The following is a 22,996-nucleotide window of genomic DNA, read 5'->3' as shown; positions in this document are numbered from 1 at the left end:
TGATCAATCCTCTGTCCGTTGAAACAACATGGACAAAGTTTAGGTCGCAGGCACCTGGGACGGCGAATCAAGGCTCGCTATGGAGGCCATAGCCAGCCTTGTTTGGCTTATAGCTTCAATTGCCCGATCGCCTTGCTCAACTCCCCGGCCAAGGTCGCCAGCTGATTGCTGGTGGTGGCCGACTCCACCGTCTGCTGCACGGTGTTCTCGGTGACATCGCGAATGCTCACCACCGCGCGGTTCATCTCTTCGGCCACATGGCTCTGCTGTTCGGCGGCCACGGCAATCTGGGTGTTGCTTTCGCGCATCTGGGCCACAGCACTGGTGATTTCGGCCAGTGCGGCACCGGCATCCTGGGCTTGTTGCACACAGTCGTCAGCCTTGAACGAGCTTTCCTGCATGAAGTCCACCGCGTCGCGGGTGCCGGCTTGCAGCGCCGACACCATGCGGGTGATTTCATCGGTGGAGCTTTGCACGCGCTTGGCCAGGTTGCGTACTTCGTCGGCGACCACGGCAAAACCACGGCCCATTTCGCCGGCGCGGGCGGCTTCGATGGCGGCGTTGAGGGCGAGCAGGTTGGTCTGTTCGGCAATGCTGTGGATCACGCCGACCACACCGTTGATTTTCTGACTGTCTTCGGCGAGTTTCTGGATCATTTCAGCCGTCTGCTGCACGCCGGTGGACAGGCCGGCGATAGAGCGCTGTACCCGGGTGACCACTTCCTGGCCGCTGCCGGCGAGGGTGTCGGCGGTCTGGGACAGATCGCGGGTAGCGCCGGCATGTTGAGCGATATGGTAGACGGTGGCGGTCATCTCATTGATGGCGGTAGCCGCCTGGTCGGTTTCGCTTTGCTGGCCGAGCATGCCGTGCTGTACCTCGTTCATGCTGCTGGCCAGGCGCGCGGCGCCGTCATCGAGTTGCTGGGCGGTGCGCGCCACGGTACTCACCACGCGCTGATAGCCGGCCTGCATGGCGTTGAAGGCGCTGGCCATCTGGCCCACCTCGTCCGTGCAGGCCAGGGGCACGCGGGCCGACAGGTCGCCGGTCTTCTCCACGTGCAGCATCACGTCCTTGAGGGTGTTGAGTTGGCTGAGCAGGAAGCGGATCAACAACTGCGAGGCACCGAGCATCGCCAGCATGAGGATCAACACGGCCACGGCGTAGTTGGCGAAGCGTTCGCTGAAGACCTGACTGAGGCTGCGGCCATAGGCCAACACGGCGATCTGTTGGCCATCGGCCCGTGTGACGACGTCGGCACCGATCAGTGGGTTTTCCCCGAGCAAGGGCATGTGATTGAGTTCGACCCAACCGCTGGCGGTGCTCAAGGCGGACAGATCCTGATCAGCCAACGATGGGGTTTGGCCGCGGGCAAAGGTCAGCCAATGTTCATCTTTGGGTAATGGGGTGTTGGCCGGCCAGGCACCGAGTAATCGCGCCTGGGCCTGCGCCGAGGCCCGAGATGCATCGCTGCGGGCCTGTTGCTCGAGCTGCACGGCGTAGAGCACCAGCAGTAAGGTGGTGATGAAAGCGACCGCATTCACGGCCCAGAATTTGTACTTCAGCGAGATATTGCTAAGCCAGGCACCCATGGAAGGTTTTCTCTGATAGCGGAAACAGCATTGGCAAGGTGCCATTATTGTGCCGCTACTCAGGAAAGCGTTTTTGACATGGGTCAATGCGCCGCATCATGTGTGAGCTGGCTTGCCTGCGATGGCATCAACTCGGTACACCTGACATACCAAGGTGTCTGCATCGCAGGCAAGCCAGCTCCCACATTTAATCGGGTATGGCTTCTGAGCTCACGTCGAACCCTGCGTTGCCACCGAGGGCAAACCGAAAAACGCACGGGAGCAGGCGGTGCTGTGCTCGGCCAGGTCTTCCGGCGTTTCATTGCGATGCAGTGCCACTTCACGCAGCACTTCGGGCAAATAAGCCGGTTCATTGCGGCCATTTTTCGGTTTCGGCCGCAGGGTGCGCGGTAGCAAGTACGGCGCATCGCTTTCCAGCATCAGGCGGCCACGGGGAATTTCTTTGACCAGCGGATGCAGGTGTGTGCCACGGCGCTCGTCGCAGATCCAGCCGGTGATGCCGATATGCAAGTCGAGGTCCAGGTAGCTGAACAGCGCCTGTTGCTCGCCGGTAAAGCAATGCACCACGGCGGCGCTGAGGTGGTCGCGGTAATCCTTGAGGATCTCCAGCAGGCGCTGGTTGGCGTCACGTTCGTGCAGAAACACCGGCAGTTTCAGCTCAACCGCCAGTGCCAGGTGCTCTTCAAGGACTTTTTCCTGCTGCGGACGCGGGGAAAAGTCGCGGTTGAAGTCCAGCCCGCATTCGCCCACCGCACGCACGCGGCTTTCGTTGAGCAACCCGCGCAAACGTTGGGCGCTGTCGCCGTTCCAGTCACTGGCCGAGTGCGGGTGGATGCCGGCGGTGCTGAACAGGCGTTGGCCGCTGTCATCGAGGTTTACGCACAGTTCCAGGGCTTGCTCGCTGCCTTCGACGCTGGTACCGGTGAGCACCAATTGTTGCACGCCGGCGGCGTAGGCACGGTCGAGAACGGCCTGGTGCCTCTCGTCGAAACTGGGGTTGGTCAGGTTGACGCCGATATCAATGAGTTGCATGGTGCTAGCTCCGCCTGCGGCCGGAAAGCATATCAGAGCTGTAGATTTATAAGAAAAACTAAGAACTACAACGCGTTATAGCTGTCTTTGAACGTCGCAAGTGACATTGTGGCTGGCCCGCCGCCTGCCCCGACGCCACCGTTGCGTGCCTTGCCAGCGCTTGAAGCGCTCTGTTTCTGACCTCCAGCTTCTCGTCTTTCACGAGATGGCTGGCCAGTATTCTTTCCGGAGAGCGGATGATCCGACCCTCGGCGTTGCTTATGTTGTGCCTGACGTTACTGCTGCCCATGGCGGCGGTCGCACGTCTGGACGGGCCGCTGGAAGTGACCAAGCCCGGCAAGGTTCGTGATTTGGCGCAGATCCGTTCCAGCCGCACCCTGCGTGTGCTGGTCAACCAGAGCCGTAACAGTTCCGGTGAGGTCCAGGGCCAGGCCATCGGGGTCGAATACCATCGTCTGCGAGCCTTCGAGCAATACCTGAACGGCCATGCCCGGGATGGAGAAGCAATCAACCTCAAGATTATTCCCAAGGCCAAGGACCAATTGCTCGGCGCGTTGGCCCGTGGCGAAGGCGACTTGGTGGCGCCGGGTGAATTACTCGATGTGAAGGCCGCGCACAAAATCAGCACCAGCGACCCGATTGCCAGTGGTGTGCCGCTATGGCTGGTGGGCGTGAAGGGTGAGCGGCGGTTTACCAAGCTGGAGCAATTGTCCGGGCGCACCCTGGCGTTGACCACCGGCAGTGCGGCGGCGGACGCGATCAATCAGGTCAACCAGCAACTGGCGCTGCACAAGCGCCCGCCAGTAAAGGTGGAGTGGGTTGACCCGACGCTGGCCGTGGAGGATGTGTTGGAGATGGTCCAGGCCGGGATCTTCCACCTCACCATCGTTGAAAAACCGATTGCCGAGCGCTGGTCGAAAATCCTGCCCAAACTGCGTTTTGATCGGCAGGTGGTGATCAGCGAGCCGGGCGACGAATACTGGTTTGTGCGCCAGGATGCCTCGATGCTGCGGGCCAGTATCGATCGCTTCCTCAAGACTTACCACACGCCGTCCGACCAGGACGTGGCGTTCCAGCGGATCTATCGACGTCTCTACCAAGTGCGCAACCCGCTGGCCCGCGCCGACCGCCAGCGCCTGGAGAAACTGCGTCCGGTGCTGCAAAAGCACGCCCGTGAGCAGGGCATGGACTGGCTGAACCTGGCCGCGCTGGCGTTCAAGGAATCCGCACTCGACCCTGGCGCGCGCAACAGCGGCGGGCCGACCGGGCTGATGCAGATCACGCCATCGGCGGCGCAGCGGGTGGGGGTGAACAATATCGAGAGCCTGGACAGCAATGTGCAGGCCGGTGCGCGCTACCTGGCGATGATCCGCCGCAAGTTCTTCGCCAGCCCCAAACTCAACGAGCGCGAGCGCATGGCCTTTGTGCTGGCGGCTTATAACATGGGGCCGGAGCGGGTCCAGGGTATGCGTGCAGAAGCTCGCCGGCGGGGCTTGAACCCCAATCAGTGGTTCTTCCAGGTCGAACGTATTGCCATGGAACAGGTGGGAATGGGCGGCGTCAGCTATGTTAATAGCGTGAACAAGTATTACTTGGCGTTTGATCGGGAGCGTGAATCCCTGGAGCCGTCGGCGCCGAAAATTGCCTCACGAAAATAATCGGTTTTATCGATAAGTATTAGGCGATTTTTGCGCTTTTATCATTGTCTGATCCGATTAATATAGCGGCCAACCAACCCCTACTTTGAAAAGGATTCTCTCCATGAGCCCACTGATCACTCGCATTCTGTCCACTCGCGCCGGTTACGGCCTGACCATCCTGCGAATTTTTGTCGGCATCGTTTTCGCCGCTCACGGTTCGCAAAAGCTCTTTGGCTGGTTTGGCGGCGGCGGCTTGGCCGGTACTGCGCAATACATGGAAAGCCTCGGCCTGACCCCAGGCACGCTGATGGCGGTGTTGTCCGGCGGTACTGAGTTCTTCGCCGGCCTGGCCTTGATCATCGGCTTGCTGGCGCGCCCAGCGGCTTTGGGCCTGACCTTCCTGTCGCTGGTGGCAATCTTCTCGGTGCATATCCATAACGGCTTGTTCATGGCCAACAACGGTTATGAGTTCGCCTTGGCCTTGCTCGGTGGTGCGTTGGCGGTACTGTTCGAAGGTGCTGGCAAACTTTCGGTCGACCGCGCCATCGCCCACTGATGACCCGCGTTACCTGCTGAAAAAGCCCGCCATGAGCGGGCTTTTTCATTGCTCGGGATTCTTGACATCGCCCCACCGGCTTCTCTAGGATGCTGCTCATGCGCCGATTTAAACAGCTAATTGCGGGGCGCCACTGGGACTCAATGCAGCCCGACAGAAGCATGCACTCATCAAGAGTCAGGTTTCGAAATACCGCTAAAGCGCTGGTTCGGTGTTGCCTCTCACCTGCCCGCAGACTTTTGAGGCAGAGACACGACACGATGAATGCACCACGCCCCCTCATACGCCTGGCTCCGATCACCGCGGACCTGACTCAACGCAACCCCAAAATCCTCTTGGGTGGCAAGCATCAGCCGACCTTGCTGCGTTACCTCGACGGATGGCCGCGCCGCACCGGGCGCCCTTCAGCGTTTCTGATCCAGTTTGTGGAAGATGGCGACTCCCTGGCGCGTTTTGCCAGCAACAGCTTTGATCTTGCCGTTATCCAGGCACCCAGCGCGGGCGATGCCGAGGAGGTGATCCGCCAACTGACGCGCATCGCCCGGCAAGGGCTGATTGCGCGTCGTTGACGGCTGATCAGTGAACGACAGCCGCCGATCGACGACGCCGGTGGTAGAGGAACACTGCACAGGCGATCAGGCATAACGGCAGCGGTACTGCGCCAATCATCAGCAGCTTGAGGTTGCGTTCCGTTCGATGCACCGATGCATACGCCTGGACCTTGAGTGCCTGCAACTCCATGGGCAGCCGCAGGCGTTCCTTGTTGAGCGCCTGCAACTGGATATTGGTGTCCACTGCACGGGTGCCGAAGCCAATACTCGGTGGGTTCAGGCGTTGCCATTCTTGCTCGGTTTGCTCCAGCCGTTTTTGCAGTTCCCCGGCCTTTTGTGCATAAGCCTGTGCGGCCGCCTCGCGCAGTTGCTCCAGTGCGTGGGTGGACTGGCTGCTTGCACGGGGTTGAATGCTTGCGAGCACGTCGGGAGCCGCAAGGTTATCCAAGGTGTTCAAGACAAACATCACGTTGTTGTTGGGCGCAGAGTTGATCACAGCGTCCATCAGTAAATCGGTGTCCGCGACCACCACCACCTCGATCTGTGCGGCCTTTTGCAAGCCTGCAGGCTGCCCGTCAATGCCGTCTGGAAAGGCCGAGTAGGCGGGGCCTTCGAGGCGCGCCGCGATCACGTGGGGTTGCGTGGCAGCCGGTATCCTTTCAGCCAGTAAGTCGTCTGCAGACGTTGCTGCAAAGCGGCCTGCGTCCAGCAGGGTGGAGCGCCTGGAGCTTTGTAACAGAGGCGTGAGTGTGGTGCGGCTTTTCCTCACGCGCGACAGCGCACCGCTGCTTGATACGATGACTGTATCCAATTTCCAGGCACTCACATCGTTGGCCGCCATTGCTTGCCGTGGCAGGTTCAGCTTGGCCGGGTGCAGTACTGCTGGCGCACCTGAACCAAATGCGTGATCGACCAGCAGTTTGTCCGCCGGCATCTGTATGCCCCAAGCCGCCAGTAGCCCGTCCAGCCTTGTGTCGACGGGTTTGGCGTCTGTCTCGGCCTCGCTCACCGGGTCAATAAAGAGCATCAGTTTGCCGCCCCTCAATACAAACTGGTCAATTGCATACAGGGTTTGTTCCGGCAGGGCGCGCGGGTGCACAACCATCAGGGTTTTGATCGATTCGGGCACTGTCGGAGTGCTTGATGCCAGGCCTGTCAGATCAAAATGCTGATGCATCTGTGCCAGCAACTGTTCACCGGACGCGTTCAATGCCAACCCCGTCAATACGCCGACGGTGGGGGGCTCGGGGTGCATCAGTTGGTGGATCAGATGGCTGATTTCGTACTCAAGCAAGGGCTCGTCATCCAGGCGCAGTACATTGATACGTTGCGCGGGCTGGCCTGGGCGGGTGCCGATGAGGCCAAGAAAGCCTTGCTTGTCATCCAATCCGAACAGGCCGGCCTTGTAGGCATCCTCTGAATAAGGAGTAGGATCTATAACATGTAGGTTAATCATGGTTGCTGACGCTTTTTCGAACTCTTTGAGTAAATCTTCCACTCGTTCGCCGAAGCGGTTTATTGCCTGGCTTCTTCTGGGGTCATTACTTGAGTTGAAGTAATACAAATCCAGTGGGTGTTCCAGAGAGGCAAGCAGTTGTCGCGCAGGGGGCGATAACGTGTGGATTTTCTGCTGTGAGAAGTCCCAGCGGATATTCGGTAGTTTGCCGACCCACGCGAGATTGAATGCAAGGAAAAGCAGCAATATGACCACCAGTGTCATACCCGTACTCAGAGTAGAACGCATCGTTTGCTTTCCTTCTCAACTGGTTTTGTAGTTGAGCGTGACGGTGGATGCCGAGAGAAAGGCAAGGATCATGCTGATGTAGTACAAGCCGTCATGCAGCGTCAGTTTGCCGTTGTCGATAGCCCCGAAACGCGAAATCGGGTTAATCGATACCAGGCTGTCTACGACCCAGATCGGCGCCTGATGCTCAAGTGCGTCGAGAACCGATGAAAGTCCGCTGGCGGCCAGTAACATCACCACCGTTATCAGGAAGACAGCCAAACGTTGGTGGGTCAGGGTAGACGTAAAGCATCCGACAGAAAGATAAGCGCCGGCCAGCAACCAACTGGCTAGAAACTGTGAAGCGATAACACGGTTGTCGGCGGTGCCGAGGTAGTTGGCGAGGATTACCAGTGGGAAAGTAAGCAGCAATGCGATTGCGCACACGACCCACGCAGCCAGAAACTTTCCGATGACCCGCTCTGCGCTGGTGATAGGCAGGGTTTTCATCATGTCGCGCATGCCGGCGTGGTGTTCGTCCGACCATAATTGTGTCGACAACATGGGAATCAGCAGCAGGTAGAGCCAAGGGTGCAATTGGAAAAACACCTGCAGGTCGCCGCTTTCCTGTTCCAGCCATTTGCTTGTGTACAACCCCAAGGTGGCGCACAACACTAGAAACGCGGCAATACCGAGGTACGTGCTGGGTGTACAGGCATAACTGGCCAGTTGGCGCTTGAAAATGACAGGCAGCAGTTTCAAAGAGTGACCTCGTGGCTCAGATGCTGAACGACTTCGTTCAGGCGACCTGGCTCCAGATTCAGTGACGTTATGTTCCAGCCGCGGCTGGCGATAAGTGCGTTGATATGGGGGTAGATGGCGTGCCCGGGCATCGCCAGAACCGTTACGGTGCCGGGCGCATGCCGGTCCTCTTCTATACCTGCCACGCCGGGTAATACGGCAAGGGCGAGTAAATCCAGGGGTGTTTCTGCGGCCAGCGTGACAGCTCGGTAATGCCGGGAGTTGCGCTGCAAATCGGGCAGCGGGGTGTCTGCCACAAGGTGCCCTGCAGCGATGACCAAGGCGCGCGTGCAAAGGCTCGACAGGTTGTCGCAATGCCGGGAGGCGATCAGGACCGTCATGTCTTCGGTCAGTGACTGGATCAGGGTCTTGAACTTGAGCAGTTGATCCGTTGCCAGCCCCTCAATCGGTTCATCGAGCAGCAGCAGGCCGGGGGTGTGCAGGATCGCCTGGGCGATAGCGACTCTGCGCTTCAAACCGACGGAAAGCGTATCGATCGGTGCATCGAGTACACGTGATAATTCCAGGCGCATGGCTGCTCGATCAACCCGGCTGCGTTTTTCAGCACCGCTGAAGCCGCGTACGGCGGCAATGAAATTGAGCACGCCTTTGACCGACATCGTTTGATGGCTAAGGCCGTCCTGGAGTTGATAGCCGAGGGCTCTTCGCGCTTGCAGAGGATGAGCCTGGGTATCAAAGCCTTCGACAGTGACATGCCCGGCCGAGGGGCTGGCCAAACCGGAGATAACATTCAGCAGTGTGGTTTTGCCTGCGCCACTCTCCCCGAACAAGCCGATACATTCCTGGCGTTGAGCGCTGAACGAGAGATTAGTGATGACGTTTCTTTTACCCAAACGCTTTGTCAGGCTGCTTATCTCGAGCATTTTTTTACCGAATAAGTTTTGCGAGGCGTAAGAACTTGTACCGTCATGCACGGTAAGCGCCGAGAAAGATACGTTTAATCATTGGACTTGGGAACAAGGGGACATACTTCTCAGATAATTCCTACGCCGAATCGGATAACTTGCTGAAACAATTGCGTTGTTCCGAGGTTAGTTAATGGCCGGGTATTTATCTGGCGCTTATATAAGGTTTACTCTTTCGCAATAAGGCCTGAATATCATGATGCTTCTTCGCACGCTTGTTCTTGAACGCAGCGGTCAGGACACGCCGGTCAACGGTGCACTGCTTTGTGGGTTTGCCGTTGCACAGACCGATTCCAATTTTTTGGTCTATAGCCTGGATGAAGAGACCGAACCTGGTAACTCCAGGGTCTACATCGCGGCGCTACGCAAGAAACTCGACCGGTACTTCCTCGGCGGGGTCGAGTCCAAGGAAGACCTGCAAGTTGCCATGCAAGTGTTCAAGCAAATCCTGATGGTGGCCGCCGCTTCCGGGACTAAGAACGGCACCGTTATCGAATCCTCGGTGCCTTTTCATTTCATTGATTTGAAAGGCTGCAAGTTACCGCCCGCCAGGCCTGAGGACCATCACTCGATGATCATCAAGAAGGCATTGGTCATGAAGGTCATTACCCTGGGCATGTCGGCACCCGTACTGCCGGCCATCGAAAGTGCTTCGTTGATCGTGCCTTCGATTCGCTTCTCGTCGCAGATGATTTCGCCGCCCAGGGCCACGAACCCAGCCAGGCCCGTCGAGCCGCCAGTTTCAGAGCCGGCCCAGGCTCAGCCATTGGAGGCTCCCGCCGCGATAGCCCCTGCGCCAGAACCTGAACCAGAGCCAGAACCAGAACCAGAACCAGAACCAGAACCAGAACCAGAACCCGCGCCAGAGCCAGTGCCAGTGCCCGTCGAGCTCAGCGCGCCACCTGTTCAGGTCGAGCAAGCAGCGCCTGCACCGCGCCCACCTGCGCCGAAGATGGAACATGCCTCGTTGGTTGAGGTAGACAGCACGTTGTCCAGCCTGGCAAAGGTCGCCCAAGAGCTGTCGCAACAGCAACTTGCGGTGAACGAGCGCGAGGAAATGCTGACGCAGTGGCAGGCACGACTCGAGCAGGAACAGGGTGAGCTGGACGAAAGGAGCCAGGAGTTGCAGCAACAAGCAACGCAGTTGCAGGCGCGAAACCTTGAGGTTGGCCAGAAGGCTGAGAAGTTGACGCTGGCGCTGTCGCAGGTGGCGGGAATACGCCAGCGCCTGCAGAGTGTACTCCTGGAGCTTGATCAAACCCTGGACGGCCAGGCTTGAAGCTGATGTGTTCTACGGTCTGGCTACTTTTCAGGGTTCATTTATCATCAACCCCAGCCGGCCGGCGCCAGAGCATGACGCCTTGGCGTATCGGCACCATTGGACACTGTCTGGGGATGCACGCGTTTGAGTACCAAGCTGATAACCAAAGAAGGTCATGAGGCGCTGAAAAAAGAGCTGGATTACCTGTGGCGTGAAAAGCGTCCAGATACCACCCGCAAGGTGACTTGGGCGGCGTCCCTCGGTGATCGCAGCGAGAACGCGGACTATCAATACAACAAGAAACTGCTGCGTGAGATTGATCGGCGTGTGCGTTACCTGCGCAAGCGCCTGGAAGACATGCGGGTGGTGGAGTACATGCCCGAGCAGGAGGGCAAGGTGTTTTTCGGCGCCTGGGTCGATATCGAAAATGAGCAGGGCGAGACCAAGCGGTTTCGGATCGTCGGCTATGACGAAATTTATGAGCGCATGGATTACATCTCCATCGACTCCCCGATGGCCCGGGCGTTGCTGCGCAAGGAAGTCGACGATGAAGCCATGGTGCAGACGCCAACCGGCGAGGTGTGCTGGTGGATTACGGGTATCGAGTATGTGAAGTAAACGCTGGCCGGCACGCCGTCGGGCGTGCTGGCCAGCGCTGGTTTTCAACCTTCGCGTAACACCGTCAATGGGCTGGCATTCAACGCGCGACGCGTACCGAATACACCAGCGCCGCCGATCAGCACGGCACCGATCACTGGCAGCAATAGCAACCACGCGTGCGGATGCCACGCCAGGTCAAAGGCGTAACGGTACAGCACCCAGGTCACCAGCTCGGTGCCCAGGGCTGCCAGCAAGCCGCTTACCGCACCCAGCAAGCCGAACTCGATCCGTCGCGCCTTGACCAGCAACTTGCGCTCGGCCCCCAGCGCCCGCAACAGCGCGCCTTGGCGAATCCGCTCATCCAGAGTCGCCTGCAGGCCCGAAAACAGCACGGCCATACCCGCCGCCAGCACAAACAGCAACACGTACTCCACCGCCAGGGTCACTTGGGCGAGGATGCTGCGCAACTGCTCCAGCAAGGCTTCGACCTGCAGGATAGTGACGGCCGGGAAGGCCCGGGACAGGTCGACGATCTGCTGGTCATGCCCCGGCGCCAGATAGAAGCTGGTCAGGTAAGTGGCGGGCAGGTCCTTCAAGGTGCCCGGCTGGAAAATCATGAAAAAGTTGGGCTGGAAGTTGTCCCAGTTGATGGTCCGCAGGCTCGTCACCCGTGCTTCGCGGTTCTCGCCACCGACGGTGAACACCAGGTGATCATCGAGCTTCAGCTTGAGGCTTTCAGCGACCTTGGCTTCTACCGAAACCTCTGGGATGCCATCGCCCGGTTGCTGTGACCACCAAGTGCCTGCGGTGAGGAGGTTGCCCGGTGGCAGGTCGGCTGCCCAGGTCAGGCTCAGGTCGCGCTGCACAGCGCGGTCACCGCTGGAGTCTTTGCTGACAATCTCCTGCACTGGCGCGCCATTGATGCTGATCAAGCGGCCCGGCACCACCGGGTACAGCGGCGCCGCTTGTGCTTGCAACTCCAGCAGGCGGGCGCCAAAGGCGTCTTTATCGGCCGGCAGGATGTTCAAGGCGAAATAGTTGGGGGCGTCCTTGGGTAGCTGGTTTTGCCAGGTGTCGAGCAATTCGCCGCGCAGCAGGGCGATCAAGCCCATGGACAACAGGATCAAGCCAAATGCCAGGGACTGGCCGGCTGCGGCCAAGGGATGGCGCAGCAACTGGCCCAAACCCAGGCGCCAGGGCAGCGAGGCGCGAGCCAGTAGCCGGCGCAGGCTTTGCAGTAACAACAACAGCAGGCCGCCAAGGATCAGCGCGGCCATCACGCCACCGCCGAGTAATGCGAAGGTCAGCACCAGATCGAGGCTCAGGCGCCACATGATCAGGCCGAGGGCGAACAGCGCAGCGCCATACACCATCCAGGTGCTGGAAGGGATCGGCAGCATGTCACGTCGCAATACCCGCAGCGGCGGCACCCGGCCCAACGCTGCCAGGGGCGGCAATGCGAAGCCGGCGAGGGCGACCAGCCCGGTGCCGATGCCCGCCACTGCTGGCAGCAGCCCGCCGGGCGGCACGTCGGCCGGCAGCAAGTCATGCAGGAAATAGAACAGGCCAAATTGCGCCAACCAGCCGAGCACGGCGCCGGTGAGGCTGGCCAACAGGCCCAGTACGCTCAGTTGCAGGCTGAACAGCAGCATTGTTTCGTGGCGTGATAAACCCAGGCAACGCAGCAGCGCGCTGGCGTCGAAACGGCGGCTGGCGAAGCGGTTGGCCGACAGCGCCACGGCCACGCCGGCCAGCAGCACTGCCACCAGGCTGGCCATGTTCAGGTAACGCTCGGCCTTGCCCAGGGCTCCGCCGATCTGCTGGTTGCCGTCACGCGAATCCTGCAAGCGCTGGTTGGCGGCAAGGCCCGGCTTGACCAGGTCGCGATAGGTTTGCAGTGCCGTGCTGCCCTGGGGCGCACGCCACAGTTCGCGGTAGCTCACGCGGCTGCCGGGTTGTACCACGCCGGTGGCGTCCAGGTCGGCAAGGTTGATCATCACCCGCGGCGTGAGGCTGTAGAAGTTACCGGCGCGGTCGGGCTCGTAGGTCAGTATGTGCGTCAGCCGCAGGGTTTTCATGCCCACGTCGATGCTGTCGCCGACTTTGAGGTCCAGCGCCGTCAGCAGCCGTGCTTCCACCCAGGCTTCGCCGGGTTTTGGGCCGCCTCCTGCAGTTTCTGCGCCGAACGGCTGCGTGGCGCTTTTGAGTTCGCCGCGCAACGGGTACTGCTCGTTGACCGCCTTGATGCTGGAGAGCTGGATGCCATTATCGGTCGCGATAACGCTGGAGAACTCAACAATGCGCGCGTGATCCAGGCCCAGTTCGGTGCCTGACCTGATTTGCTCGAAGCGGGCCGGCGAGCTGCCTTCGAGCACCAGGTCGGCACCGAGGAATTCGGTGGCACGCAACAGCATGGCGCCGTTCAGGCGTGCACCGAAGTAGCCAATGGCGGTGCTGGCCGTGACCGCCACCAGCAGGGCGAAAAACAACACGCGCAACTCACCGGCGCGGGCGTCGCGCAGTAATTGGCGCATGGCAAGGCTGAACAGGCGCAACAGCGGCAAACGTGCCATCAAGGCTCCAGGGGCGCGACCATCAGGCCGGCTTCAAGGCGGATCAGGCGCCGGCAACGGTGGGCCAGGCGCTCGTCGTGGGTGACCAGCACCAGGGTCGTGCCGCTTTCTTTGTTGAGTTCGAACAGCAGGTCGCTGATGCGCTCGCCGGTGTGGCTGTCGAGGTTGCCGGTGGGTTCATCGGCAAACAGCACATCCGGTTCGGCGGCGAAGGCCCTGGCGATAGCGACGCGCTGCTGCTCGCCACCGGAAAGCTGGCGCGGCGAGTGGGTCAGGCGTTGGCCCAGGCCCACACGCTCCAGCAGGTGGGTGGCGCGCTCGCGGGCGTCCTTGCGGCCGTCCAGCTCCAGCGGCAGCATGACGTTTTCCAGCGCATTGAGGCTGTCGAGCAGTTGGAATGACTGGAAGACAAAACCCACGTGCTCGGCGCGTATGCGTGCGCGCTGGTCTTCGTCGAGGGTGCTCAAGGCTTGCCCGGCCAGCGTGACTTCACCGCTGCTGGGCAGATCGAGGCCGGCCAGCAGGCCGAGGAGGGTGGATTTGCCGGAACCGGAGCTGCCGACGATAGCCAGGCTATCGCCCTTGTTCAGTTCCAGGCTCAGTTCGTGCAGGATAGTCAGTTCACCTTCCGCGCTGGGAACCACTTTGCTAAGGTTTCGCGCGGTGAGAATGCTTGCGCCCATGGAGAATCCGATGCGAATGTGGTTTTTGAGTGCTGGCCTGGCCTTGATGTGCATGGCCCAGAACGCAGCGGCGGGTACAGTCCTGATCGTTGGCGATAGTATCAGTGCCGGTTTCGGGCTGGATACCAGCAAAGGGTGGGTAGCGTTGCTGGGACAACGGCTCAAGAGCGAAGGTTTCGACGATACAGTGGTCAACGCCTCCATCAGCGGCGACACCAGTGCCGGAGGCCTGGCGCGGCTGCCGGCGGCGCTTGCAGAGCATAAACCGGATGTGGTGATTCTCGAGTTGGGCGGCAATGATGGCCTGCGTGGGCAGCCGCCAGCGCAATTGAAACAAAATCTTGCGTCGATGATTGACCAGTCCAAGGCCAAGGGCGCCAAGGTGCTGCTGCTGGGGATGCAGTTGCCCCCAAATTATGGCCCTAAATACACCACGGCATTTGCCGAGGTCTACGGTACCTTGGCCAAGGAAAAAAGCATCCCGCTGGTGCCGTTTTTCCTTGAGGGCGTGGGCGGCCATCCCGAGTTGATGCAGGCCGATCAGCTTCACCCGGCAGTCGGCGCACAGGGCAAGTTGCTGGAAAATGTCTGGCCGACGCTAAAACCGCTGCTATGACGCTTTTCTACCGGCAGGCTTTCGGCTAAGGTGGCGCCCCCCCCGATCTGGAGCCCCCGATGTCGCGCCCTGCCTGGTCCCTGTTCAACTACCAACTGATCGAGCCTGACGAGCAGCTGGATCTGTTCGCCTGCCAGGAAGTCCGGGTGCATCTGGTTGCGCGTCAATTGGAGCTGGGTGGCTCGATCGACCGCACGCTGTGCGGCACTTTGTTGCCGGCGCAACCACGCTGGTCATCGGTGGACCGTGCGATTTTTCAGGACCAGCGCCTGTGCCCGCTGTGCCGGGCAATTCTCGAATCGCAAAAGCGTGGCACGCCGCTGATCTGGCCAGAGCTGCGCTTCGAGTAGCAGCGGGGCAGGTTGATGCCTGGATCGCGCTTCACGTATACAATCAGTGTTTTCCTACCCGTCGTTCTGCGAAGGATTTTCCGGATGTTGTCGCGCCTTTCCGTCGTTACCTGCTGCCTGTCTCTTGCTGCCTTGTGTGCAGCCGGTTCGGCGTCAGCCTTGCAGTTGCCCTTGCCCCCGCCGGGTGAAGACATCGTCGGTCAGGTCCAGGTGATCAAGGCCAAGTACGAAGACACCTTTGCCGACCTGGGCACCACCTATGACCTGGGCTATTCGGAAATGGTCGCGGCCAACCCGGGTGTGGATGCCTGGTTGCCCGGCGCGGGCACCGAGATTGTGCTGCCCACGCGGTTTATTCTGCCGCCCGGCCCGCGCGAAGGCATCGTGATCAACCTGGCGGAATACCGGCTCTATTACTATCCCAAGGGCCAGAACGTGGTGTACACCTTCCCGTTGGGCATTGGCCGTGAGGGCTGGGGTTCGCCGGTCGCGCACACCACCATCACCGGCAAAATCCCCAACCCGACCTGGACCCCGCCCGCCTCGATCAAGGCCGAGCACGCCGCCAATGGCGACCCGCTGCCCAATGTGGTGCCGGCCGGGCCGGATAACCCACTGGGGCCGTTCAAGTTCACCTTGGGCACGCCGGGTTACCTGATCCATGGTTCGAACATGAAATTTGGTATCGGCACGCGTACAAGCCACGGTTGCTTCCGCATGTTCAACAACAACGTGCTGGAGATGGCCGACATGGTGCCGGTCGGCACCTCGGTGCGCATCATCAACGATGCGTACAAGTTCGGCAGCAGTGGCGGCAAGGTCTACCTTGAAGCGCATACGCCGCTGAACGACGATGGCACGCCTTCGGTGGTCGACAAGCACACCGCGGTCATCAATGCCCTGCTCAAGCGCGAAGACCTGGCCAACAATTTGCGCGTCAATTGGGATCAGGTGCGTGATGTGGTGGCCGCCGAAGATGGCCTGCCCACCGAGATTGGGGTACCGGGTGCCAACACGCCGGTGGTGTCCAGCACGCCAATCGATCTGCAGCAATAAGCCTGTTCGATCAAAAGCCCGCCAAGGCCTTGCGCTATGGCGGGCTTTTGATTGCGCTGGATTCAGGGCTGAATTGCAGGCAATAAAAAAGCCGATCCAAGAATGGATCGGCTTGATAACAACCCCGAGGGATTATTACTTGCGGCTTGCTTTTTCAAGCATGCGCAGAGCGCGCTCGTTAGCTTCGTCAGCAGTCTGTTGTGCTTTTTGAGCAGCAGCCAGAGCTTCATCAGCTTTACGGTAGGCTTCGTCTGCACGAGCCTGGGAGCGAGCTGCTGCGTCTTCAGTTGCAGTCAGACGAGCTTCGGTTTCTTTGGAGACGCTGCTGCAACCGGTAGCCAGAACTGCGGCCAGAGCCAGAGCAGAGAATTTCAGAACGTTGTTCATCGTGTTCCCCTTCAAGGACTTTCTATTAAATGGCTACTTTCTCAGGGTGAGCTGATAGCCGGCGTACATACTACTCATTACTTGTAGTAAGTAAACTGACGTAGCGCAAGAAGCAAAAAAAATTCTTGTGCCGTATCTATTTTGGCTAATCTTTTGGAGGTTTGTATAAAAACTGCTCAAAAATTTTCATTTCGTCGGGAACTGGATCCAAGCTGAGAGGTCCGGCCAGCCTGTGTCAGGCTGGGTAAGCAGGTGTAAATTTATATATCTACGATGACACTTTTTTTCAGTTGGCCTTTGCCTGGCCCGGCATCTTTTGCGCATGTAGGCGCATCTAGAGGTGACTTTAAGAGCGGCAGTTCGTCTCAAGCTTCAACTGCCGGCAATGTTCAGGCTATCGATCATCGATTGATCGAAGCCCTTTCTGTAACCGCCAGCGGCAAGGGATGACGAGTGCGCCTTGAGCTATTGCAGCATTGGTGCCTACTATTCTCTACGTGCTGGTTGTGAGCGCTATAGGTTTTCTCGTTGTCGAAACCGGCACGGGGTGGCGTAGATGTTCCTTCGCCGGAAAAACATCGGTAAGGTAGGGGTCGAAATCCAAGACCCGCGAGGAGTAGTGATGAGCGAGGCGTTGTCCATCCACCATGACCAGGCTGGTCATCAGTTCGAGACCAATGTGGACGGTCATCGTGCCTATCTGACCTATATGGACCTGGGCAAACAGACCCTGGACATCTATCGCACCTTCGTGCCCAACGCATTGCGCGGGCGCGGCATTGCTGCTGCGTTGACCGAGGAAGCGTTGAAGTTCGCCGAAGAGGCCGGGTACACCGTGATCCCTTCGTGCTCTTACGTAGAGCGCTACATGGAGCGCCATCAGCGCCATGCCGCGAAGCTCTGAATATTGAGTGAGGCGGGGCGCGGAGCGTCCATGGCTGCATTCCCACGCAGAGCGTGGGAACGATCAATCAGATGCCGCACACAAAAACGCCGGGCTAAGCCCGGCGTTTTTGTGTGCGCAGTGTAAGGTCAGGTGCGTTTGCGCTTGGGCAACACGTCCTTGAGCTTGGCATGCATGCTGCGCAGGGTGGTCTCGGTGGCTGACCAGTCGATGCAGGCATCGGTGATCGACACGCCGTACTGCAAGTCGGCCAGGTCTTTTGGAATCGACTGGCAGCCCCAGTTCAAGTGGCTTTCGACCATCAAGCCGATAATCGACTGGTTGCCTTCAAGAATCTGGTTGGCGACGTTTTCCATCACCAGCGGTTGCAGGGCCGGGTCCTTGTTGGAGTTGGCGTGGCTGCAGTCGACCATGATGTTCGGCTTGATCCTGGCCTTGTTCAGCGCCTGTTCGCACAGCGCCACGCTGACCGAATCATAGTTGGGCTTGCCGTTGCCGCCGCGCAGTACCACGTGGCCATAGGCGTTGCCCTTGGTGGTGACGATGGACACGCCACCTTCCTGGTTGATACCCAGGAAACGGTGCGGGCTGGACACCGATTGCAGGGCGTTGATCGCAACCGTCAGGCCGCCATCGGTGCCGTTCTTGAAGCCCACGGCCGAGGACAGGCCGGACGCCATTTCGCGGTGGGTCTGGGACTCGGTGGTGCGTGCGCCGATGGCCGACCAGCTGATCAGGTCCTGCAGGTACTGCGGGGAGATCGGGTCCAGCGCTTCGGTCGCGGTCGGCAGGCCCATTTCGGCCAGGTCCAGCAGCAATTGGCGACCGATATGCAAACCATCCTGAATCTTGAACGAGTCGTCCAGGTACGGGTCGTTGATCAAACCTTTCCAGCCGACGGTGGTGCGTGGTTTCTCGAAATAGACGCGCATCACCAGATACAAGGTGTCGGACACTTCAGCCGCCAGCACTTTAAGGCGCTCGGCGTATTCGTGGGCAGCCTTGAGGTCGTGGATCGAGCACGGGCCGATCACTACAAAAAGGCGGTGGTCGGTGCCATCGAGAATGTCACGAATGACTTCGCGGCCCTTGGTCACGGTCTGCAGGGCAGCATCGCTCAAAGGGATTTCGCGCTTGAGCTGATCAGGGGTGATCAGGGTCTCGTTGGATTCGACGTTAAGGTCATTGATCGGTAAATCAGCCATCGTGTTACTCGCCAGGGTCACGGGTGCCGGCCGCCTGCTATCCCCGTGCGGCGGGCACAGCATGATTTGAATGCAGGGGGGAGGAACCTTAGCGCGTAACACGGGGCCGCGACAATGGGCAAAGCCGGCTTTAATCCAGCACCGGCGCCACAAAGGTGTCGTGGGCGAACTCACTGGCATGGCGTGAAACCCACTCACGGGCCATGGTCTCGAGCTGGGCAGGGGTTGGCTCGGCGTCTTCGTGCAGGCGGCAGTAGCGTTCGATCTGGCACACTTGCTCGCCCATGCGCGCACCGAACAAGGCATGTTCATCGGTAAAGGAAATGCCGATACGGTAGCCATTATCGACTTTGCGACACCAGGCCACATAGCCCGGATAACGGGCGCTGGCGCCCAGTGACGGGATGCGCAGATCAACCGCCGTGCCCTGGCGCCAGGCACGCGGGCAATTGCAGGCGACGCCGCCCAGGCCGATAGTGTGCAGGCGTTGGCGGGGAATAGCTGGGGCGGGACGTTGGATTAACTCGACAGCGACATCATCAGGGTGAGGTAAAAAACGACCCATGTACACGGACTCCGAGCACCGTCCAATTGACGGCAGTGGCAGCAGTATAGTGAAGGAACTGGAATTGACCGACCTGGATATTGACCAGCAATTGCTGGGATTGCCAGGTATTTCGCTGCTGGTGTTTACCAGCGTGGGCTGTTCCAGTTGCCGTTGGGCACGCCAGCAACTGCCCGGCTGGACGTTGCCGGTCGAGCGCGTGTGCTGGGTGGATGCCGGGCACAACGGCGGGGCGGTTGAGCGCTACCAGATCTTTCATTTGCCCGCGTTGTTCCTCGTGTGCGAGGGTCAATTCCTTGGGCAATTACAGGCGCGTCTTACCCGGCCCGACCTTGCGGACGCGATTAATCAAGCACTTACCCGTACTCCAGAGGATCTGCCATGACAGCACAGTCGCCCCGCATCGGCATTATCGGCACCGGCGCCATCGGTGGTTTTTACGGCCTGATGCTGGCGCGTGCCGGGTTCGATGTGCACTTTCTGTTGCGCAGTGAATATGCGGCGGTCGCCGAGCATGGCCTGCACCTCAACAGTACTGTGCACGGCAAGTTGCACCTGCACCCTGTGCAGGCCTATGCCCAGGCTGCCGATATGCCGGCGTGCGACTGGCTGCTGGTCGGCACCAAATCCACCGGCAACGTGGAGCTGGCCCCAACCCTTGCCCAGGTCGCCGCACCGGGCGCCAAGGTAGTGCTCCTGCAAAACGGCCTCGATGTTGAAGACAGCCTGCGCGAACACCTGCCATCGTCGCTGCACCTGTTGGGCGGCTTGTGTTACATCGGCGTGCATCGTTCCGGGCCGGGTGTCGTCGAGCATCAGGCGTTGGGCCGGGTGAATCTTGGCTATCACAGTGGCACGGCGGCCAACGATGAGGCGCAGCAGAAGGCCATTGTCGAGGAGGGCGCCGCGCTGTTTCACCAGGCCGGCATCGAGTCCCAGGCCATGGCCAATGTGCACCAGGCGCGGTGGCATAAATTGGTCTGGAATGTGCCGTTCAATGGCCTCTCGGTATTGCTGGGCACCGGCACCAGCGCGATGATGGCCGATGAGTCCAGCCGCGAACTGATCCAGGCCCTGATGACTGAAGTGGTGAAGGGCGCCCACGCCTGTGGCCATGAAATTCCCGGCAGTTACGTCGAGCAAATGCTCACCATGACCGACACCATGGCTGACTACCTGCCCAGCATGTACCACGACCACGTGCACAAACGCCCGCTGGAACTGGCGGCGATCTACGCCCGGCCATTGGCCGCTGCCAAAGCGGCGGGCTGTGAATTGCCATGCATGCAGGCGCTCTACCAGGCCTTGAGTTTTATTGATCGGCGCAATCGCTGAATTGGGGAGAAACACTATGGCGAAAGGATTGGGCGACAAACTGGTGCTGGCGATTTCGTCGCGGGCACTGTTCGACCTGAGCGACAGCCACAAGATCTACCTGAACGAAGGGGTGGAGGCGTATCGCAAATACCAGATCGAACACGAGGAAGAAACCCTCGAACCCGGCGACGCCTTCCCGCTGGTCAAAAAGCTCCTTAGCCTTAACGCCAGCCTCGGGCGTGCCCGCGTCGAAGTGGTGCTGGTGTCACGCAACAGCGCCGACACCGGTTTGCGCGTGTTCAATTCGATCCAGCATTACGGCCTGGATATTTCCCGCGCCGCTTTCGTAGGAGGGCGTAGTCCATATCCTTATTTGGCCGCGTTTGGTTGCCATTTGTTTTTGTCGACCCATGCTGAAGATGTGCGCAGCGCCCTGGATGCTGGTTTCGCTGCGGCGACGATTCTGTCCGGCGGCGCGCGCCGGGCATCGAGTGAAGAACTGCGCATTGCATTCGACGGCGATGCGGTGCTGTTTTCCGATGAGTCGGAGCGCGTGTATCAGGTCGGTGGGATAGAGGCGTTTCATGCCAGCGAGCGCGAGTCGGCACGCGAGCCTTTGCACGGCGGTCCGTTCAAGGGCTTCCTGGCGGCGCTCAACCTGTTGCAGCGCGAGTTCGCGGACGACGCCTGCCCGATCCGCACCGCCCTGGTCACCGCGCGTTCGGCGCCGTCCCATGAGCGGGTGATTCGCACCTTGCGCGAATGGGACATCCGCCTGGATGAGTCACTGTTCCTTGGCGGCCTGGAGAAATCCGCGTTTTTGGAGGCGTTCGCCGCCGATGTGTTTTTCGACGACCAGGCCGGTCATTGTGAGAAAGCCAGGGAGGTGGTAACCACCGGGCATGTGCCCCATGGCATCAGCAATGAGTTGAAAATCCAGACCGAGAGCTAGCTGCTAAGCTCAATCAATCCCCGCCATCCTGGCAGTCCAGGAGGTTCTATGATTCGTTCGATGTTGTATGCCACGGACCTCGGTCTGTATGCGCCGTATGTCATGCAACATGCGCTGGCGCTGGCCCGGACGTTCAAGGCGGATTTGTATGTGATTCATGTGGTCGAGCCGATCGGGTTGTTCGCCGAATCGGTGTTGCAAAGCTACCTTGATGAGAAGGCCCTGAGTGAATGGCAGAGCCAGGGCCTGAACACGGTGATGGCGACCATTGAGCAACGGGTGCTCGACAGTTTTCGCGAGGAGTTGGGGGAGGGCGAGCAAGACCTGCAGTTGATTCGCTCGGTGCGCGTGATCCAGGGGGACCCGTGCGAGGTGATTCTCGACCAACTGCGTAAACTTTCCGTTGACCTGTTGATCGTAGGTAGTCATAGCCACACAACCGCGACCGCCACACCGCTTGGGCGCACGGCGGCGCGGGTACTGCAACTGGCCACAGTGCCGGTTTACATGGTGCCGTCGCTGCAGCGTCGACGCACTGATGACACGTGATGGGTAAAAACGATAAAAAGTTCTAGATTTATCTGTCTGACCTTTAATATAGTTATATACCGTCGCTGATACCCGTGGCGTCTATCCGCTTTGAGGGACATATATGAAGCTTCAACAACTGCGCTACATCTGGGAAGTGGCGCACCACGACCTCAACGTTTCCGCTACCGCTCAAAGCCTTTACACCTCGCAACCCGGTATCAGCAAGCAGATCCGCCTGCTCGAAGACGAGCTGGGCGTCGAAGTATTCGCGCGCAGCGGCAAACACCTGACCCGTGTGACCCCGGCCGGTGAGCGCATTATCACCACCGCCGGCGAGATCCTGCGCAAAGTCGAAAGCATCAAGCAGATCGCCCAGGAATTCTCCAACGAGAAGAAAGGCACCCTGTCGATCGCCACCACCCACACCCAGGCGCGTTATGCCTTGCCGCCGGTGATCCGCGATTTCATCAAGCAATACCCCGATGTGGCCCTGCACATGCACCAGGGTTCGCCGATGCAGATCGCCGAGATGGCCGCTGACGGCACCGTCGATTTTGCCATCGCCACCGAAGCCCTTGAGCTGTTCGGCGACCTGGTGATGATGCCGTGCTACCGCTGGAACCGTTGCGTGGTCGTGCCCCAGGGCCACCCGTTGGCCAAGCTGCCGAAGCTGACCCTCGAAGCCCTGGCTGAATACCCGATCGTCACTTATGTGTTCGGCTTTACCGGCCGCTCCAAGCTCGATGAAGCCTTCAGCCATCGCGGCCTCACGCCGAAAGTGGTGTTCACCGCCGCTGACGCCGACGTGATCAAGACCTACGTGCGCCTGGGCCTGGGTGTGGGTATCGTCGCCAAAATGGCGGTCGACACCAACCTCGATAAAGACCTGGTCGTGCTCGACGCCAGCGAATTGTTCGAGTCCAGCGTGACCAAGATCGGCTTCCGCCGTGGCACCTTCCTGCGTGGTTTCATGTGCGACTTCATCGAGAAGTTTGCACCGCACCTGACCCGTGAAGTCATGGCCAAGGCGATCCAGTGCCATAACAAGCAGGAACTGGAAGAGCTGTTTGACGGCGTTGAATTGCCCGTCCACTGATATTGATTATTGCAGGTGTGGCGAGGGAGCTTGCTCCCGCTGGGCTGCGAAGCGGCCCCAAAAAGCTTGCGGGCGCTGCGCA

At 59.7% G+C, this 22,996-nt stretch carries 24 protein-coding genes; 14 read left to right on the top strand and 10 right to left on the bottom strand.

The annotated features are described in order from the left end of the window. Window positions 1–107 precede the first annotated feature (107 nt). Together GIW48_RS10060 and GIW48_RS10055 are read right to left on the bottom strand one after the other, a co-directional pair. Entirely contained in the window at window positions 108–1,589 is a 1,482-nt protein-coding gene (locus tag GIW48_RS10060; protein ID WP_170038959.1) for a methyl-accepting chemotaxis protein, read from the bottom strand. 210 nt (window positions 1,590–1,799) lie between these two features. Beyond that, window positions 1,800–2,621, bottom strand: coding sequence for a TatD family hydrolase (locus tag GIW48_RS10055; RefSeq protein WP_099549080.1), 822 nt, complete (start codon window positions 2,619–2,621; stop codon window positions 1,800–1,802). Window positions 2,622–2,857: 236 nt separating this feature from the next. Here GIW48_RS10055 and GIW48_RS10050 point away from each other — a divergent pair, with 236 nt between their 5' ends. The 3 genes from GIW48_RS10050 (at window position 2,858) to GIW48_RS10040 (ending at window position 5,386) form a co-directional block, all read left to right on the top strand. Next, a complete protein-coding gene (locus GIW48_RS10050; protein WP_017136131.1) occupies window positions 2,858–4,279 on the top strand; it encodes a transglycosylase SLT domain-containing protein in 1,422 nt (473 codons plus the stop codon). 103 nt (window positions 4,280–4,382) lie between these two features. Then, entirely contained in the window at window positions 4,383–4,817 is a 435-nt protein-coding gene (locus GIW48_RS10045) for a DoxX family protein (RefSeq protein WP_017136132.1), read from the top strand. Window positions 4,818–5,077: 260 nt separating this feature from the next. Beyond that, window positions 5,078–5,386 carry a hypothetical protein gene (locus tag GIW48_RS10040; protein ID WP_003172695.1) on the top strand — a complete coding sequence of 103 codons (309 nt, stop codon included), beginning with the start codon at window positions 5,078–5,080 and terminating at the stop codon, window positions 5,384–5,386. Window positions 5,387–5,393: 7 nt separating this feature from the next. Here the strand turns inward: GIW48_RS10040 and GIW48_RS10035 are convergent, their stop codons facing one another. Genes GIW48_RS10035 through GIW48_RS10025 form a run of 3 tightly spaced genes read right to left on the bottom strand, consistent with a single transcriptional unit; the run spans window position 5,394 to window position 8,776 of the window. Beyond that, window positions 5,394–7,112 (bottom strand): Gldg family protein, encoded by a 1,719-nt coding sequence (locus tag GIW48_RS10035; RefSeq protein ID WP_026013613.1) that lies wholly within the window; start codon window positions 7,110–7,112, stop codon window positions 5,394–5,396. A gap of 15 nt (window positions 7,113–7,127) precedes the next feature. Beyond that, window positions 7,128–7,853 carry an ABC-2 transporter permease gene (locus tag GIW48_RS10030; RefSeq protein WP_017136134.1) on the bottom strand — a complete coding sequence of 242 codons (726 nt, stop codon included), beginning with the start codon at window positions 7,851–7,853 and terminating at the stop codon, window positions 7,128–7,130. After that, window positions 7,850–8,776: an ABC transporter ATP-binding protein gene (locus GIW48_RS10025; protein WP_099549078.1), complete on the bottom strand. Its 927-nt coding sequence runs from the start codon at window positions 8,774–8,776 to the stop codon at window positions 7,850–7,852. The genes GIW48_RS10030 and GIW48_RS10025 overlap by 4 nt, the downstream gene beginning before the upstream one ends. Before the next feature lie 238 nt (window positions 8,777–9,014). Here GIW48_RS10025 and GIW48_RS10020 point away from each other — a divergent pair, with 238 nt between their 5' ends. Continuing rightward, window positions 9,015–10,097, top strand: coding sequence for a hypothetical protein (locus GIW48_RS10020; protein WP_236460661.1), 1,083 nt, complete (start codon window positions 9,015–9,017; stop codon window positions 10,095–10,097). Window positions 10,098–10,223: 126 nt separating this feature from the next. Next, window positions 10,224–10,697, top strand: a complete 474-nt coding sequence (greB, locus tag GIW48_RS10015; protein ID WP_056857197.1) for a transcription elongation factor GreB — start codon at window positions 10,224–10,226, stop codon at window positions 10,695–10,697. A gap of 44 nt (window positions 10,698–10,741) precedes the next feature. Here the strand turns inward: greB and GIW48_RS10010 are convergent, their stop codons facing one another. Together GIW48_RS10010 and GIW48_RS10005 are read right to left on the bottom strand one after the other, a co-directional pair. Then, entirely contained in the window at window positions 10,742–13,252 is a 2,511-nt protein-coding gene (locus GIW48_RS10010; protein WP_236460660.1) for an ABC transporter permease, read from the bottom strand. Beyond that, window positions 13,252–13,935, bottom strand: coding sequence for an ABC transporter ATP-binding protein (locus GIW48_RS10005; RefSeq protein WP_017136140.1), 684 nt, complete (start codon window positions 13,933–13,935; stop codon window positions 13,252–13,254). The genes GIW48_RS10010 and GIW48_RS10005 overlap by 1 nt, the downstream gene beginning before the upstream one ends. A 10-nt stretch (window positions 13,936–13,945) precedes the next feature. On the opposite strand from GIW48_RS10005, the gene GIW48_RS10000 reads away from it, so the two are divergent. The 3 genes from GIW48_RS10000 to GIW48_RS09990 all read left to right on the top strand — a co-directional run bounded on the left by GIW48_RS10000 (window position 13,946) and on the right by GIW48_RS09990 (window position 15,957). Continuing rightward, window positions 13,946–14,551, top strand: a complete 606-nt coding sequence (locus GIW48_RS10000; RefSeq protein WP_236460659.1) for an arylesterase — start codon at window positions 13,946–13,948, stop codon at window positions 14,549–14,551. 59 nt (window positions 14,552–14,610) lie between these two features. Continuing rightward, window positions 14,611–14,901, top strand: coding sequence for a hypothetical protein (locus tag GIW48_RS09995; protein ID WP_017136142.1), 291 nt, complete (start codon window positions 14,611–14,613; stop codon window positions 14,899–14,901). Between the two features lie 84 nt (window positions 14,902–14,985). Beyond that, window positions 14,986–15,957 carry a L,D-transpeptidase family protein gene (locus GIW48_RS09990; protein WP_017136143.1) on the top strand — a complete coding sequence of 324 codons (972 nt, stop codon included), beginning with the start codon at window positions 14,986–14,988 and terminating at the stop codon, window positions 15,955–15,957. 135 nt (window positions 15,958–16,092) lie between these two features. Here GIW48_RS09990 and oprI read toward each other — a convergent pair whose 3' ends face one another. After that, window positions 16,093–16,344 (bottom strand): outer membrane lipoprotei OprI, encoded by a 252-nt coding sequence (gene oprI, locus GIW48_RS09985; RefSeq protein WP_003172710.1) that lies wholly within the window; start codon window positions 16,342–16,344, stop codon window positions 16,093–16,095. Between the two features lie 622 nt (window positions 16,345–16,966). On the opposite strand from oprI, the gene GIW48_RS09980 reads away from it, so the two are divergent. Beyond that, complete coding sequence (locus GIW48_RS09980) at window positions 16,967–17,248, top strand: GNAT family N-acetyltransferase (protein ID WP_003189869.1); 282 nt, start codon at window positions 16,967–16,969, stop codon at window positions 17,246–17,248. 128 nt (window positions 17,249–17,376) lie between these two features. On the opposite strand, the gene GIW48_RS09975 is transcribed toward GIW48_RS09980, so the two are convergent. Then, window positions 17,377–18,453, bottom strand: coding sequence for a 3-deoxy-7-phosphoheptulonate synthase (locus tag GIW48_RS09975; RefSeq protein ID WP_017136144.1), 1,077 nt, complete (start codon window positions 18,451–18,453; stop codon window positions 17,377–17,379). 130 nt (window positions 18,454–18,583) lie between these two features. Continuing rightward, complete coding sequence (locus tag GIW48_RS09970; RefSeq protein WP_170038969.1) at window positions 18,584–19,018, bottom strand: PilZ domain-containing protein; 435 nt, start codon at window positions 19,016–19,018, stop codon at window positions 18,584–18,586. Between GIW48_RS09970 and GIW48_RS09965 the strand changes: the two genes are divergently transcribed. The 5 genes from GIW48_RS09965 (at window position 19,017) to cysB (ending at window position 22,914) form a co-directional block, all read left to right on the top strand. Next, window positions 19,017–19,403, top strand: a complete 387-nt coding sequence (locus tag GIW48_RS09965) for a hypothetical protein (protein WP_017136146.1) — start codon at window positions 19,017–19,019, stop codon at window positions 19,401–19,403. The genes GIW48_RS09970 and GIW48_RS09965 overlap by 2 nt on opposite strands. After that, complete coding sequence (locus tag GIW48_RS09960; protein WP_017136147.1) at window positions 19,400–20,353, top strand: putative 2-dehydropantoate 2-reductase; 954 nt, start codon at window positions 19,400–19,402, stop codon at window positions 20,351–20,353. Before GIW48_RS09965 ends, GIW48_RS09960 begins: the two co-directional genes overlap by 4 nt. A gap of 16 nt (window positions 20,354–20,369) precedes the next feature. Continuing rightward, the gene (locus tag GIW48_RS09955) at window positions 20,370–21,287 is read left to right on the top strand and encodes a 5'-nucleotidase (protein ID WP_017136148.1); all 918 of its coding nucleotides are present in this window, start codon (window positions 20,370–20,372) and stop codon (window positions 21,285–21,287) included. Window positions 21,288–21,335: 48 nt separating this feature from the next. Continuing rightward, window positions 21,336–21,836 (top strand): universal stress protein, encoded by a 501-nt coding sequence (locus GIW48_RS09950; protein ID WP_017136149.1) that lies wholly within the window; start codon window positions 21,336–21,338, stop codon window positions 21,834–21,836. Window positions 21,837–21,939: 103 nt separating this feature from the next. Next, window positions 21,940–22,914: an HTH-type transcriptional regulator CysB gene (gene cysB, locus GIW48_RS09945; RefSeq protein ID WP_003189876.1), complete on the top strand. Its 975-nt coding sequence runs from the start codon at window positions 21,940–21,942 to the stop codon at window positions 22,912–22,914. The last annotated feature ends 82 nt before the right edge of the window (window positions 22,915–22,996 follow it).

Origin of the sequence: Pseudomonas sp. PA-6-3C, assembly GCF_021605825.1 — a bacterium.
GTDB lineage: Bacteria > Pseudomonadota > Gammaproteobacteria > Pseudomonadales > Pseudomonadaceae > Aquipseudomonas > Aquipseudomonas edaphica.
This window is presented reverse-complemented; position numbering and strand designations above follow the sequence as displayed.